The sequence below is a fragment of the Methylobacterium sp. Leaf466 genome, assembly GCF_001425565.1.
GTDB lineage: Bacteria > Pseudomonadota > Alphaproteobacteria > Rhizobiales > Beijerinckiaceae > Methylobacterium.
In genome coordinates this window covers 123833-138784 of the sequence record NZ_LMRC01000012.1, presented here as the reverse complement: position 1 = coordinate 138784, position 14952 = coordinate 123833, and the positions used below count along the sequence as shown (strand labels likewise).

Here is a 14952-nt window from a genome sequence, read left to right as displayed (position 1 = left end):
TGCATGAGAAGGATGCAGTCCGGACATGAGCGTTCCTGAGGGCGCCGGACTAGCACCTGTCGCTCCGATCCCCGAATCCGGTAAGGCCATGGGCCGAACCCGACGGTGGATCGAGAGCGCGTTCGTGTCGCGAGTGCATCGCGACGGAGTCGGGGCTGAGTACGTCGCTGGGACGCGAATTGCAACGAAACGTCAACCACGAGCATGGGCGACGCCGCTGCGCCACATCCACGCTTTCGCGCTCGCCCGACGAAAACGAGCCCCGGACATCCCATGAAGACGGCGCGGACCTGGCATGGCGCTGCCGCATGCCGATCCGGCGGCGCACGCTGCCTGCGAGGCGTCGGCGGTGGGCGACCCGCTCGTGAAAGCGTCGATCCGGGTCTCGGGCTGCACCGCCGCGGCGACATGGCCCGAACGGACCATCCTCGACGAACGCATTCTGTGACACGCTTGCGCCACGATCGAAAACAACACACTGCCGGCTCGTGTCCCCGACCGGTTCCGGCCTAGTCCGCTGGAAATCGACAATTTTTCACGCTAAGCAGCCCGTTGAAAAACGGGGCCAGAACAGCAAAGGAGCCGCGCCTTGGGCATTCCCCTTCGGTACGTCGCGAAGATTGGCGGCTACATCCTCAAGCAGCACCTCACCGGTCGCAAGCGCTATCCGCTCGTGATGATGATGGAGCCGCTGTTTCGCTGCAATCTCGCCTGCGCCGGCTGCGGGAAGATCGACTATCCGGACGAGATCCTGAACAAGCGCCTGCCCGTCGCCGACGCGCTCGAATCCGTGCGCGAGTGCGGCGCTCCCGTGGTGGTGATCGCCGGCGGCGAGCCGCTGCTGCACAAGGATCTGCCGCAGATCGTCGAGGGCATCATCGCGCAGAAGAAGTTCGCGATCGTCTGCACCAACGCGCTGCTGCTCGAGAAGAAGATCAAGGAGTACAAGCCGAGCCCGTACTTCACCTGGTCGATCCACCTCGATGGCGACAAGGAGATGCACGACGGCTCCGTGTGCCAGCGCGGCGTCTACGACAAGGCCGTGGCCGCCATCGCCAAGGCGAAGGAGATGGGCTTCCGCGTCACCATCAACTGCACCTTCTTCAACAACTCGTCGCCCGACAAGATCGCCGACTTCTTCGACAGCGTGACGAAGATGGGCATCGACGGCATCACCGTCTCGCCCGGCTACGCCTACGAGCGGGCCCCCGACCAGCAGCACTTCCTCAACCGCAAGGCGACCAAGGACCTCTTCCGCGGCGTCTTCCGCCACGGCAAGGAGAAGGGCCGCGAGAAGTGGACCTTCCAGCAGTCGGGCCTGTTCCTCGACTTCCTGGCCGGCAACCAGACCTACCATTGCACGCCCTGGGGCAACCCGACCCGCACCGTGTTCGGCTGGCAGAAGCCCTGCTACCTGCTCGGCGAAGGCTACGCGGCCACCTTCAAGGAGCTGATGGAGGAGACCGACTGGGATTCCTACGGCACCGGCAACTACGAGAAGTGCGCCGACTGCATGGTCCACTCGGGCTACGAGGCCTCCTCCGTGGTCGATTCGGTGAAGAAGCCGTGGAAGCCGCTGATCCACGCGATCCGTGGCATCAAGACCGAGGGTGCGATGGCTCCCGAGGTCAGCCTCGAGAACCAGCGGCCGGCCGAGTTCGTGTTCTCCCGCAACGTCGCCGAGAAACTCTCCGAGATCAAAGCCTCGGGCGTCGACACCAAGCGCGAGGCGCGCAACCGCACCGCCGCCTGAGTCGATCCGATCCGACGGGACGGGACCTCGCTCCCGTCCCGTCGGATCGACCGTCGATGGACGTCATACAAAATTCGTCCGATTGCTCCGCGATGCGGATTTTGCCTTCGCTCAGGGTCCGTGCGGGCTTCGTGATACGGCTCCCGCTCGATCCAGGCGGGAGCCGTATCACGCGTCGTTTTGATCCCGGGTATCCTCCGGGAAACGTCCGCCGGCACCGAACGCTGTCGCGACCCGGTCCCCGGCCAAGAGGTCCGGGCGTCGCTCCCGAGTGATCCGCAAGGCGTTCTGCGATCGCCACTCGGCGATGGCGGCGTGATTTCCGCCCAAGAGGATGTCCGGGATGGTCCGGCTTTCCCACTCGCGCGGCCGGGTGTAATGCGGATATTCGAGCCGCCCCGACTCGAAGCTCTCCTCCACCCCCGACGCGACCTTGCCCATGACGCCCGGCAGCAGGCGAACGCAGGCATCGAGCAGCACCAAGGCGGCGATCTCGCCGCCCGAGAGCACGTAGTCGCCGATCGAGACCTCCTCGAGTCCGCGCCCTTCGATCACCCGCTCGTCGACCCCTTCGAACCGGCCACAGACGATGACCGCACCGGCGCCTTCGCTCAAGGCCCGAACCCGCGCCTGCGTCAGCGGCCGGCCCCGTGGGCTCATCAGCAGCCGCGGGCGCGTATCCGCGGCCACACTGTCGATGGCCGCGCCCAGCACGTCGCAGCGCAGCACCATCCCGGCGCCGCCCCCCGCGGGCGTATCGTCGACCGCCCGATGGCGGCCGAGGCCGTGCTCGCGGATCTGGCGAGCCTCCAACGCCCAGATCCCCCGCGCCAGCGCCTCCCCCGAGAGGGAAAGCCCGAGGGGTCCGGGAAACATCTCCGGATAGAGGGTGAGAACGGTCGCATGCCAGGGACGTGTCGTCATGACGCCTGATGGCGTGATGACCCTCGTGGGGTCAATTCCCCGCCCGGCCTCGCCTCGCCGCACAGGCCACGTCACCAACGAAACGGTCGGAGCAACGGTGATGCCGGACCCGGTGGGGGATTGAGGCGTCGCCGGCGGCGGTCCGCGACGCGCCCGAGCGGGCGCGGACCGGCTTGCGAGCCGCGGCGTCGGCGGTCGCGCGATCCTGACCCGGCCTCGAAGGAACCTACGCCAGCCGGAGGCGGCCAGTCCCTGGCGCCGCAGGCGCACACCCTTTTCCCTCGCCTGCGCCGGGTACTGGCCCCACTCCCACGACGGCCGGCTCGGGTCTCGCCCCCCGTGGACTCGGTGTGCGGAGACGCGCTTCTGATCTTGAGGAGTCCGTCGACCAAAGGTTGGGGCCGGGAGCCCGGACACCAGCACGCCCCACGCAGAACCGCGTCGTCGATCGCAGGCCGAGCGCACACGCGTCAGAGCGCGGCGCTGCGGCGTTCGTCGAGATCGCCCGTCACCGTGGTCATGAAACTTCCGACCGAGCGCGCGAGATCCGCCGCGACCGCCTTCAGCGTCTCGGAAGCGGCGAGCGCCGTGTCGGCATGGTGACGGGTCTCCTGCGTGGCGCGTTGAACGTTCTCCGCACCCGCATGCACTTCGGAACTGCCCCGTGCCACCTGAGCCACCGTGCGGGAGATTTCCTGCGTCGCGGCTTGCTGCTGATCGACCGAATCGGCGATGGCGTTCGTCAACACGTGCACCTCGTGGGTGGCCTTCGCGAACGCCTCGACGGCGGAGACCGTGCGAGCGCTCGAAGCCTGGATGGCACCGACTTGGCCGAAGATCTCGTCGGCCGCCCTCATGGTCTGGGCCGCGAGCGCCTTGACCTCGGTCGCCACCACCGCGAAGCCCTTGCCGGCGGCGCCGGCGCGGGCCGCCTCGATGGTCGCGTTCAGAGCCAGGAGATTGGTCTGGTCCGCAACCGACTTGATCAGGTCCGTCACCGCGCCGATCTGTCCCGCCACCTCGGCGAGTTGACCCACCTCGCCGCTGGTGGTCCGAGCCATCTCTGTCATGCGCGCGATGAACTGTCGCGTCCGGTCCGTCTGTCCGGCGATATCGGAGATGGAGGCGCTCAGCTCCTCGGCCCCGGCCGAGACGGAGAGCACGTTCTGCGCGGTGGTCGAGGCGATCGATGCGGATTGGCTGGCCTGTTCGCTCGACCGTGCAGCGACGTCGCTCAGAGCGACGGCGGTGTTGCGCATACCGGAGGTCTCGCGCTCGACCTGACGTCCGATGTCCGACAGCGTAGCGCGGAAACCTGCGACCAGGTCGCCGAGCTGACGTCCTTGGCTCGCCTGCAGCGCGTGCTCGCGGAGGGCGGCCTGCTCGAACCGGCTTTGAGCGGCAGCGCTCTCGGAGGCCTGTAACGTCGCGGCGTCCGCCGCATCGAGCGCCCGGGAAAGCTGCCGCGCCGCCAGGACCAGGGCGCCGGCCTCAGCGATGACGACGACGGCGTGGAGCAGCACCCGCAGATAGTCCGCCCCGTTCGGGAACACCGCCGCCGGGTAGGCCACGTTCAAGGCGAGGTGATGGACGGCCACGACCGCCGCAGCGACGAGGATGGAGGACCAGCAGCCCCACCCTGCAACGATCGCGAGGGCGGCGAAGAAGACCATGTGCGTGTCGATCTGCCAGGGCGTGTCCGCCGTCGTCAGCACCAGCAGACCGACCATCGCCATGAGTGCGGCCGAGGTGAGATGGCGTGTGGCCAATGCCGGGCCGAGGCTCCGCGCGCAGGCGGCCGATCCGGCGACGAGGAGGCCGCCCAGGACCGTGGGCGCCACGATCGCCGTGCCGAGGGACCAAGCGAGGGCCATGACGACAAGCCACAGAGCGGCGAGGACGCCGAGCATGATGGGCGTGAAGGCTTGGCGTAGACGGTTGAGACTGTCGCCGTTCATGGCTGGGAAGGGCCTGTGAGCATAGGGGTTGGCCGGGTGCCCGGCAGGCAAGCGCCGAGCGGACCGGCGGCGAGGACAAGAAGGGTGCCGGACCGACGCAGGTTGGCCGCCAAATCCGGCGTGTCGCCGGCGAGCACGGCCACGTGGCCGCCGGGCGACAGCCACAGGAGACGCGCACCCGATGCGGCTACCGCGTGGGGCATCGGAGCATCGGGGAAAAGTGTGAGCGCCACGACCGGCTCGCCGGGTCGTGGGGCCAGCGCGAGGGCGGCAGGGATCAGGCCGCAGGCCATCACCAGCCCGCAGGTGGTCGCCATAGCCCATAGGCGAGGTCGTTCACGCGCGGGAGCGCCTGTCGCTAGTGCCCGCACTGCCTGCCCCCGCTCGACTGCCCCTGTACCAAGAGAGCAGGACAGCTTCATTACGCATAACGAATAACGTTTGCTTAAAGCCTTGTTTTTATCAGAACCCGAGACAGCATCGAGAGAGGCTTCCTTCCGAAAAGCTACCTCTTTGTCAAACGGGATGATCTGCCCGCACGCGGTGGTATGGATCCAGGGTGTCGTCGCTCAATATAATCGGCCAGATTCAAACCCCACCGCTGACAGTCTCGGGGAGGCAGACGGCGGCGATATCGTGTGCGGCCGAGCGGCCGGAGCGGGTGGCGATACGACGGACATCATGGAATTGGGATTGTCCCGCCGTTTGATGGCGATCGATCATGCCTTCGAGCGAGGTGTTCGTCCGATGCCCGAGGCCGGTCCCGCATACCCGGCCGCAGAGGGTCGATCCGGTCCGCGCCGGCCGCGACGCCTCCGGCTCCCGACCTCGTCGACCGCATTGTGTGGCGATCGCCCCGAACCGGCTCCGGGTGGCCGACGTCACCGACGTTCCCATGGCTGCCGGCTTGCCTCTCCCTCACCGTCGTGCCCGACGCCTTCAGCCGCCGGATTGTGGGTTGGGCGATGGCCAATCACCTGCGTCCTGATGGGTTTCGATCACTCGGCCGGGGGCCTCGGCACACGTCACTGGCCTTCGGCAGGCGATGCCAGGAAGCGGGCGGGCGCCCCACGATGGGTCCTGTCGGCGACGCCTGCGATACCGCGATGGCCGAGAGCGTGTTCGCTTCGCGGCCGTTCCGGTCTCGACCCTCGATTGCGAGTTGCCCGCCCGCCGTCGCTGCCGCTCGCAGGCCGAGGCACGGAGGGCCCGCTTCGGCGACAGCGAAGGCTTCTACGATCCGCTGCGCCGGCCACGGCGCTCGGATACCGCTCGCCCGTCGTCTACGAGCCGGAGACGCTGCCGGACCGGTGATCCGAGCCCAGCCCCCTGACCGTCACCAGAAACCGGCTGATCCCAGCGCCGGAAGGTCTGCCGGCTCGGCTCGATAGAGACAGGCCCAGCGTTCGTCGAAAGCGGCAACGCGTTCGTGAGCCTCACGATCGCTCAGGCGGCGTGGTCCGACCCTCTACGCCGCCTAGCGTTTCTCCTGCTCCGTGAGGGCGACGGCGTGCAGGCGCTTCGCTTCGATGCGATCTCTGGTGCCGAGGCTGACCTCTTCCTCGCGCCTGCCCACGAGCGCGCGCAGGTCGAGCTGCACGGCAAGGCGCAGGTCGTGGCGGGCAGCCTAGCGATGCTTCCAGGAACGCGTCGTCATCAATGCAGTCGCACCACCCGCGTTTAACAGCCGGGCAGTCCAAGTCACCGGTTTTGTAATTCGTCGTGGCCGCTCAATACTGGGGAGAGCGATGGTGCCCAGGGACGGAATCGAACCGCCGACACTGCGATTTTCAGTCGCATGCTCTACCAACTGAGCTACCTGGGCAGAGGCGAAACCGCTCGGCGGCTCGACCTGAAGCGGGCGTATAAGGAGTGATGATCGTCCTGTCCAGCCTTGTCCGCGGCGAGGCGTACTGGTGCGTCGCGATTTCGTGCGGCTGCGGTTTCGAACCTGCCCGTCGAGGCGCAGGGTCGGGGTTCGACCGGGACGCATCGGGCTGCCGGGCCGGGGAGGATGCGGCCGGGGTCGTTGCCGGCAAATCAGGAAGCGTCCGCGTGCGACCCGGCCGGGAAGGCCCGCGCCGGAGAAGGGCAGCGACTGCGATAGCGTTTGGCACGACAAATGCTCCGTCGCGTGTCGGCGTCGGGAGTGACGTGCGCCGCAGAGTTTGCATCAAGCTTCGCATCGCTAACGCACGAGAGATTCGAAATGACCAAATATAAACTGGAGTATATATGGCTCGATGGATACACTCCGGTGCCAAACCTCCGCGGCAAGACGCAGATCAAAGATTTCGATAGCTTTCCGACCCTCGAGCAGCTCCCGCTCTGGGGCTTCGACGGCAGCTCGACCATGCAGGCCGAGGGCGGCAGTTCGGACTGCATGCTGAAGCCCGTCCGCCATTTCCCCGACAGCACCCGCAAGAACGGCGTGCTCGTGATGTGCGAAGTCATGATGCCGGACGGCAAGACCCCGCATCCTTCGAACAAGCGCGCCACCATCCTCGACGACGAGAGTGCTTGGTTCGGGTTCGAGCAGGAGTATTTCTTCTACAAGGACGGCCGTCCGCTCGGCTTCCCGACGTCCGGCTACCCGGCACCGCAGGGCCCCTATTATTGCGGCGTCGGCTACAAGGAGGCCGGCCCGATCGCCCGTAAGATCGTCGAGGAACATCTCGACCTCTGCCTGGATGCCGGCATTAACCACGAGGGCATCAACGCCGAGGTGGCCAAGGGCCAGTGGGAGTTCCAGATCTTCGGCAAGGGCTCCAAGAAGGCCGCCGACGAAATGTGGGTCGCCCGTTACCTGCTGCAGCGCCTCTGCGAGAAATACGAGATCGACATCGAGTACCACTGCAAGCCGCTCGGTGACACCGATTGGAACGGCTCGGGCATGCACGCCAACTTCTCGACGGCGTACCTGCGCGAGACCGGCGGCAAGGCCTATTTCGAGGCGCTGATGGCGGCCTTCGACAAGAACCTCGACGACCATATCGCCGTGTACGGGCCGGACAACCACCTGCGTCTGACCGGCAAGCACGAGACGGCGCCGTGGAACAAGTTCAGCTACGGCGTGGCCGACCGCGGCGCGTCGATCCGCGTGCCCCACAGCTTCGTCAACAACGAGTACAAGGGCTACTTGGAAGACCGCCGGCCCAACAGCCAGGGGGACCCCTACCAGATCGCCTCGCAGATCCTGAAGACTATCGCCTCGGTCCCGACCGGAGCGGAGGCCTCGGTGTCCGCGGCGGCCTGACCGCGAAGAGCATCCCCCCTGGCGATATGGCTCGCCGGGGGCCGGGTGCGGGGCCGTGCCACGCACGACTTAAGGGTGGACTGCCGGTCGGCAGGACCACCCTTTACTGAATGGCCAGGGCTTGGATCGTCGGACGACGGGATCGTCGGGGTCGAACCGGCGCGGTGGCATCGTCGGTCTGTCGATGAGCTTCGCGATCGATGGTCTACCGCGTTACGAAACCACCGGGACCATTCCGTTTGATATGCCTCGAGGGCGTCCACCCCGTAAGGACCCGCCCTGGGATTGAGCATTTTCCCAAGCGAAACGCCTCATAATCGGGCATTTTGCCACGTTCCTGTCGGGTAGCCGGTCGATCGGCTCGTCTGCGCTGCGCATGAGGCATCACCGGCCGTCAGGACACGATCGATCAGGCGGGTAGCGTCGAGGGACGCGCCAAGCCGCGGCGCCGGGGTCAGCCGGCGAAGATCGACCATCCGAGACGCTTCGTCAGCATCTCCAGCGCGATCCGCCCGAGATGGGAATTGCCGGCGGCGTCGAGGCCCGGCGACCAGACCGCGATCGAGGCCTTGCCCGGCGCGACTGCCAGGATGCCGCCGCCGACCCCGCTCTTGCCGGGGAGGCCGACCCGGTAGGCGAACTCGCCCGATCCGTCGTAGTGGCCGCAGGTCATCATCACAGCGTTGATCCGCCGTGCCCGCTCCGGCTGGACCACGGAGAACCCCGTGGAGGGGTTGCGCCCGGAGTGTGCCAGGAAACGGCCGGCCATCGCGAGTTGGCGGCACGACATCGCGATGGCGCAATGATGAAAGTAGACGCCCAGGGTGAAGTCGACGGGATTGTCGACCACGCCGAACGATTTCATGTAGTAGGCCAGCGCCATGTTGCGGAAACCGGTCCGCAGCTCCGAGGCTGCCACCGCTTCGTCGATGGTGATGGTCGGGTCCTGCGCCAGGAACTGCATGAACCGCAGGATCTCGCCCAGCGCCTCGCGCGGCTGATGCCCGGACAGGATTACGTCGGTGACCGCGATGGCGCCGGCATTGATAAAGGGATTGCGCGGAATGCCGCGCTCCCGCTCCAGCTGGACGATGGAGTTGAACGGGCTGCCGGAGGGCTCGCGCCCGACCCGGCGCCACAGGCGATCCCCCACCATGCCCAGCGCCAGGGTCAGGGTGAACACCTTCGAGATGCTCTGGATCGAGAACGGCGTGTCGCTGTCGCCACCGGCCGCCACATGACCGTCGGCATCGATCACCACCATCCCGAAGGCGCGCGGATCGACGCGCGCGAGTTCTGGAATGTAGGTCGCGACCTCGCCCCGGTCGGACCGGTCGCGCAACTCGTCGGCGATGTCCCTGACCACGTCGTCGAGAGAGGGCACGGCGCGATTCATCGTCACTCGGGGCTCGGGAGCGGAAGGGCGACAGCCCTGTCAGGGACGGTCGCGCAGGCGGACGCCTGCGTTGCCGCTCCTGCAATTGTCGTTCTCGTGTGGGCGGAAGGCGACCGAATCCGACCTGGGCGGTGCATGGGCGAAGGCCGGCCTCGCTGGCGGCTGCGGATGGCAGCGTGACCCGCCGCCCTTCTTCGCCGGCCGCCCTTCGGGCGGCCCGTCACATGCCGGTGGCGCCGGTGCGCTCGTAGGGGCGTGGGCTGGCGCCTGCGGCCTTGCGCAGGGACGCCACGGTCTCGGTCGACGCCTCGTAGGTGAGTTCGCGCAGGCGGGCCGGCGTCGGTGCGGGCATGCGCACCAGCACGGTGGTCCCCATGCCCTCCTCGGAGCGGATGCGGAGGCGGCCGCCGTGCAACTCGACCATGGAGCGTGCGATGGCCAGCCCCAGGCCGGAGCCCTTGTAGCAGCGCGTGAGGTTTGCCTCGACCTGCTGGAACGGCACGCCGAGCTTCGAGAGCGCGGCCTTCGGAATGCCGATGCCGGTATCGGAGATGAAGATGTTGATGCAGTCGCCCGCGGGCTTGGCCTTGACGACGACGCGCCCGTTGCTGGGCGTGAACTTCACCGCGTTCTGGATCAGGTTCACGAGGATCTGCTGCAGGGCCCGTTCGTCGGCCAGGACGGCGAGATTGGGCCTGACACAGATGTCGAGGGCGAGGGACTTCGCCTTGGCGGCCTCCGTCACCAGCTTCACGGCGCCGTTCACGGCCGCGACCACCGCGACATCGCGCACCGCCAGCTTCACGCGGTGCGATTCGATACGCGACATGTTGAGGATGTCGTCGATGACCGACAGCAGGTAGTCGCCGCTCGAGCGGATGTCGCGGCAGTATTCGGCATACCGCGGCGAACCGAGCTTGCCGTAGATCTCGCTCTCCATCAGCTCGGCGAAGCCGATGATCGCGTTGAGCGGCGTGCGCAGCTCGTGGCTCATGTTGGCCAGGAACTCGGACTTGGCCTGGTTGGCCCCCTCGGCCTGGGCCTTCTGGTCGAGGTAGCGTTCGGCGAGGTCGGCGAGCTGCTGGGTCTGGAGCTCCAGGGTCCGGCGCGACCGCTTGAGGTCGCGCACCGTCGCCATCAGCTCGCGCTCGGATGCCACGAGCTGCTCCTGGTGCAGCTTGAGGGTGGTGATGTCGGTGCCCACCGAGACATAGCCGCCGTCCTTGGTCCGCCGCTCGCTGATCTGGAGCCAGCGACCGTCGGTGAGCTCGGCCTCGAAGGTCCGTGCGGTGGCGCCGGCCGATTCGATGTCCCGCAGTTCCCGCCGTACCGGCGGCAGCGCGACCTGGCCCATGATCTCGTGGTAGCGCCGGCCGGGGGTGGCGTCCTCGAGGCTGAGGGCATGGAGGTCGCGAAACTTCGAGTTGCACAGGACCAGCTTGTTGCCGGTGTCCCACAGGACGAAGGCCTCGGAGATCGCCTCGACCGCGTCGCGCAGGCGCATGTCGGCGGTGGCGTTGGATTCCGCCAGTTGGCGCTGCTCGCTGACGTCGACGGCGATGCCCACGAGGTGGCGCCCGCCGTCGGCCGTGTCGGGGACGATCTCGGCGCGCGTGCGCAGCCAGATCCAGGTCCCGTTGGCGCCGCGCACCCTGAACTCGTGGTCGACGGTGGACTGGCTCGCCGCGAGCTGGCGGGCGAGGCTGTAGAGGTCGCCGTCGTCGGGATGGACCAGGGCGTTGACGTCCCCGAACGACAGGAATTCCCGCTCGCGGGTGTAGCCGAGCAGGGCGTACATCGAGTCCGACCAGTAGATGCGGCCGCGCGGGATGTCCCAGTCCCACAGGCCGCAGCGGCCGCGCCCGAGGGCGGTGTCGAGGCGCTTCTTGATCTGCTCGCAGATGCGGTCGCTGGCATGGGCGCGGCGCGTCTGCAGGGCGTAGGCGAAGCCGATGCCGACGATCACGAGGGCGGCCGCGCCGAGCAGCGTCGCCTGCGTCCGCATGCGGTCGCTCCAGGCGGCGGTGACGTCGACCACCGGCTGCAGCACGGCGACCTGGCCGCGGCCCGCCGGCAGGCTCCTGAGGGAGGCGATCACGCTCTCGCCGCCGGGCAGGGTCAGCGTCATCACGCCGGCCCGCTCGCCGAGCATGCTGAGAGGATGGGTCTCGCCGAGATGGGCGCTCAGGGTGCCCTGCGCCTCGCTCGTGCCGGGATGGCTGGCGACGATCCGGTCCTTGTCGTCCGCGACCAGGATCCGGCGGCCGGCCGGGAGGAGAGAGGCCGGAAGGAGGCGGCGCAGGCGGCCCTTCACGTCGGCCTGCAACGCGAGGCCCGGGTTGCCGATGTCGGACAGGCCCGCGGCGGCGAGGTGGGCGAAGGCTTCGATCTCGGTCTCGGCCACGCGCAAGGCATCGTCGCGCTGGCTCTGGAGGTGCAGCACGGCCACGGCCGCCATGCTGATGAGAAAGGTCGCCAGCACCGCCGGGACCGCGTAGCGCAACCAGGTCTCCATCCGCACGAAGCGGGCGTGGATGGCCTTGTCCGGCCGATGGATGCCCAGGATGGTGTCCGCGCGCGCAGAAGCGGCGAGGGAAGCGGCTTCCGCCTCCGACATTCTCAGACCTCGCAAACCCGGTGGGTCGTCTCCAGCGCGATGTCGGCCCGCGCTTCGAATCGCTTCAAATAGACATTTCCACAGCCGATTTGTCCACGGCTTTCATGGTTCGTTTTCCTCGATCGCAGATACCCGGCGGATGCGTCACAACGCCGTTTGGCGTTATTTTTCAGTGACTTGAATGGCCGGAAAGACTGCGCACCAGGATATCGCCGAGGTCGCGCGACAGGGACTGCATGCAATTGAGATCGGCCAGAGTCGCTTTTGCAACGCTCCGCCGTTCGGGCTCGAGCATCCGCCACGATCCGAAGGCGGTGAGCAGGCGCGCGGCCAGTTGCGGATTGGCGGCATCGACGGTCAGGGCCGTGCGCGCCACCAGCGCGAAGCCGCGGCCGTCGGGGCGGTTGAACTGGGTCGGGTTGGCGACGCCGAAGCTGCCGATCAGGGCGCGGACCCGGTTGGGATTGGTCGTCGCGAAGGCCGGATGGCCCTGCAGCGCCGCGATCCGGTCGAGGGTCTCCGGTTCGGGGATGGTCGCCTGGATCGCGAACCACTTGTCGAGGACGAGGGGATCGTCCCGGTAGCGATCCTCGAAGGCGGCCAGGGCGTCCTCGCGCGCCGCACCCGGGATCAGGGCGAGGGTGGACAGGCCGCCCAACCGGTCCGTCATCGTGGTGGCGAGCCGGATCTGTTCCCCGGCGAGGTCGGCGCCGAGCACCGGATCTCCCGCCGCGATCAGATCGAGGGCGGCATTGCGAAGCGCGCGCCGGCCGGCGGCGGCCGCTTCCGCGCTAAAGGCGGTGCCGGGCGGGTCGGCGAGGGTGGTGCGCAGTGCGACGAGACGCCCCGCGAGATGCCGCCCCAACCGTTCGCGCAGGGCGCGCCGGGCGCCGTGGATCGCGTCGGGGTCGATGTCCGCGCCGATCTCGTTGGCGACGTCGCCCTCGCTCGGCAGGCCGAGGACGAGGGCGGCGAAGGCGGGATCGCCAAGGGCGTCCGTGTCGAGGAACCCGCCGATGGCCTCCACGAAGGCCGCCGCATCGGCTTCGGCCGCATCGCCGCGGCTGGCGGCAACCATGAGGTGGAGCGCCATCGCCTGAGTGGCCTGCCAGCGGTTGAACGGATCGGCGTCGTGGCGCAGCAGCGTCAGGTTCTGCGCCGTGGTCAGGGGCGGCACCAGCTTGACCGGCGCCGAGAAGCCCCGCAGCAGGGACGGCACCGGCGCCTCGGCGACATCCGTGAAGGTGAGGCTGTCGGTCGCCGCCTCCAGGACGAAAACCCCATCGACGACGCGGTCGCAGCGCGGTCCGGCCAGGGGGCCGTCGGCGCCGACGAGGCCGAGGCGGATCGGAATCACCAGGGCCTCGCCCTCCGAACCCGGCAGGCTCTGGGTGAAGGCGAGGCGGTAGCTACGTGCTGCCGGGTCGTAGTGCTCCTGCACCGTCACCCGCGGCGTGCCCGGCCGCTCGTACCAGCGCGCGAAAGCCGACAGGTCGCGTCCCGTCACGGCCGCGAAGGCATCGAGGAAATCCTCGACGGTGGCCGCCCTGCCGTCGTTGTCGGAGAAGTAGCGGTCCATGCCCGCGCGAAAGGCCTTCGCGCCGATGAGGGTGCGCAGCATCCGCACGATCTCGGCTCCCTTCTCGTAGACGGTGGCCGTGTAGAAGTTGTTGATCTCGGCGTAAGCCTGCGGCCGGACCGGATGGGCGAGCGGCCCGGCGTCCTCGGGAAACTGGCGGGCTCGCAAGGTCTTGACCTCGCCGATGCGGTGGACGGCCCGCGAGCGCATGTCGGACGAGAATTCCTGGTCGCGAAACACCGTCAGCCCTTCCTTGAGGCAGAGCTGGAACCAGTCGCGGCAGGTGACCCGGTTGCCGGACCAGTTGTGGAAGTATTCGTGAGCGATGATCGCTTCGATGTTGGCGTAGTCCGCGTCGGTGGCGGTGTCGGGGCTGGCGAGGACGTATTTGTCGTTGAAGATGTTGAGGCCCTTGTTCTCCATGGCGCCCATGTTGAAGTCGGAGACCGCCACGACGTTGAACACGTCGAGATCGTAGGCGCGGCCGAACGCCTCCTCGTCCCACCGCATCGATCGCGCGACCGCGTCGAGGGCATAGGCCGCCCGCTCCGCCTTGCCGGGCTCGACGTAGACCGCGAGCGTGACCGCGCGGCCCTCCATCGTGGTGAAGGCCCGATCGAGCCGGTCGAGGCGCCCGCCCACGAGGGCGAAGAGATAGGCGGGCTTCGGGTGGGGATCGTGCCAGACGGCATGATGGCGACCGGGGCCCGCCTCGCCGGCCTTCACCAGGTTGCCGTTGCCGAGCAGCACCGGCGCCTCGTCGCGGTCCGCCTCGATCCGGGTGGTGCAGACCGACAGGACATCCGGCCTGTCGAGGAGGTAGGTGATCCGGCGGAAGCCGTCGGCCTCGCATTGGGTGCAATAGACCCCGTTCGACCGGTAGAGCCCCATGAGCCGGGTATTGGCGGACGGGTCGATCCGGGTCTCGATCTCCAGGGTGAAGGGCGCCCGGGGCGGATCGGCGATGGTCAGGCCGGTGGCATCGACGGAAAAGGATCCCGCGTCGAGCACCCTGCCGTCGAGGGCGATGCGGACGAGGACGAGGTCCTCGCCGTCGAGCACCAACGGTGAGCCGATGCGGCCGGCCGGGTTGGGACGCAGGCCGAGGCGGGAGACCACCCGGGTCGCGGTGGGATGCAGCACGACGTCGAGGTCGACCCGGTCGATGAGGTGGTCGCTCGGCCGGTAGTCCTCCAGGCGGACCAGGGTCGGCATGTCGGTGCGCATCACGGATCAGTCTTCCTGCGGTGGCGACCGGAGCGGCCGTGTTCGGGTCTGCGGGCACCGTCCGGCGTTGCGGCGGTTTCCCCGAGCCCGGTCGAGATCTCCGTCTTCTCGCATGAGGTCGCCGACCATTCACAGCGCCGCGACCCGTATCCCGTGGGCGCCGCCGGCCCGCCGCCGCGACGGCGAGCGGCGTCCGTTTCCTCCGGATCGATCACGACACGGGTCGGATCGGAACCCTTGCA

At 68.1% G+C, this 14952-nt stretch carries 9 protein-coding genes and 1 tRNA gene; 3 read left to right on the top strand and 7 right to left on the bottom strand.

Annotated features, from left to right (window positions below; all coding sequences use genetic code 11):
* Positions 1 to 295: 295 nt before the first annotated feature.
* Both ASG59_RS20350 and hpnH read left to right on the top strand, forming a co-directional pair.
* Positions 296 to 448, top strand: a complete 153-nt coding sequence (locus ASG59_RS20350) for a hypothetical protein (protein ID WP_156399145.1) — start codon at positions 296 to 298, stop codon at positions 446 to 448.
* Positions 449 to 589: 141 nt separating this feature from the next.
* A complete protein-coding gene (gene hpnH, locus ASG59_RS06990; protein WP_055885609.1) occupies positions 590 to 1753 on the top strand; it encodes an adenosyl-hopene transferase HpnH in 1164 nt (387 codons plus the stop codon).
* Positions 1754 to 1921: 168 nt separating this feature from the next.
* On the opposite strand, the gene trmD is transcribed toward hpnH, so the two are convergent.
* The 4 genes from trmD to ASG59_RS06975 all read right to left on the bottom strand — a co-directional run bounded on the left by trmD (position 1922) and on the right by ASG59_RS06975 (position 6460).
* Entirely contained in the window at positions 1922 to 2677 is a 756-nt protein-coding gene (gene trmD / locus ASG59_RS06985; RefSeq protein WP_056407717.1) for a tRNA (guanosine(37)-N1)-methyltransferase TrmD, read from the bottom strand.
* Positions 2678 to 3147: 470 nt separating this feature from the next.
* Positions 3148 to 4635 (bottom strand): methyl-accepting chemotaxis protein, encoded by a 1488-nt coding sequence (locus ASG59_RS06980; protein WP_056407715.1) that lies wholly within the window; start codon positions 4633 to 4635, stop codon positions 3148 to 3150.
* Positions 4636 to 6112: 1477 nt separating this feature from the next.
* On the bottom strand, positions 6113 to 6235 hold the full coding sequence (locus tag ASG59_RS21400) for a DUF6538 domain-containing protein (protein WP_277996104.1): 123 nt from the start codon (positions 6233 to 6235) through the stop codon (positions 6113 to 6115).
* A 149-nt stretch (positions 6236 to 6384) separates the two neighbouring features.
* Positions 6385 to 6460, bottom strand: a tRNA-Phe gene (locus ASG59_RS06975).
* A gap of 384 nt (positions 6461 to 6844) precedes the next feature.
* Here ASG59_RS06975 and ASG59_RS06970 point away from each other — a divergent pair.
* Positions 6845 to 7891, top strand: a complete 1047-nt coding sequence (locus tag ASG59_RS06970; protein WP_056284062.1) for a glutamine synthetase beta-grasp domain-containing protein — start codon at positions 6845 to 6847, stop codon at positions 7889 to 7891.
* 454 nt (positions 7892 to 8345) lie between these two features.
* Here the strand turns inward: ASG59_RS06970 and ASG59_RS06965 are convergent, their stop codons facing one another.
* The 3 genes from ASG59_RS06965 to pepN form a co-directional block, all read right to left on the bottom strand.
* The gene (locus tag ASG59_RS06965; protein ID WP_082524030.1) at positions 8346 to 9287 is read right to left on the bottom strand and encodes a glutaminase; all 942 of its coding nucleotides are present in this window, start codon (positions 9285 to 9287) and stop codon (positions 8346 to 8348) included.
* Between the two features lie 220 nt (positions 9288 to 9507).
* Positions 9508 to 11904: a PAS domain-containing sensor histidine kinase gene (locus ASG59_RS06960; RefSeq protein ID WP_056284060.1), complete on the bottom strand. Its 2397-nt coding sequence runs from the start codon at positions 11902 to 11904 to the stop codon at positions 9508 to 9510.
* Between the two features lie 169 nt (positions 11905 to 12073).
* Positions 12074 to 14710, bottom strand: coding sequence for an aminopeptidase N (gene pepN, locus ASG59_RS06955; RefSeq protein ID WP_056407713.1), 2637 nt, complete (start codon positions 14708 to 14710; stop codon positions 12074 to 12076).
* Positions 14711 to 14952 lie beyond the last annotated feature (242 nt).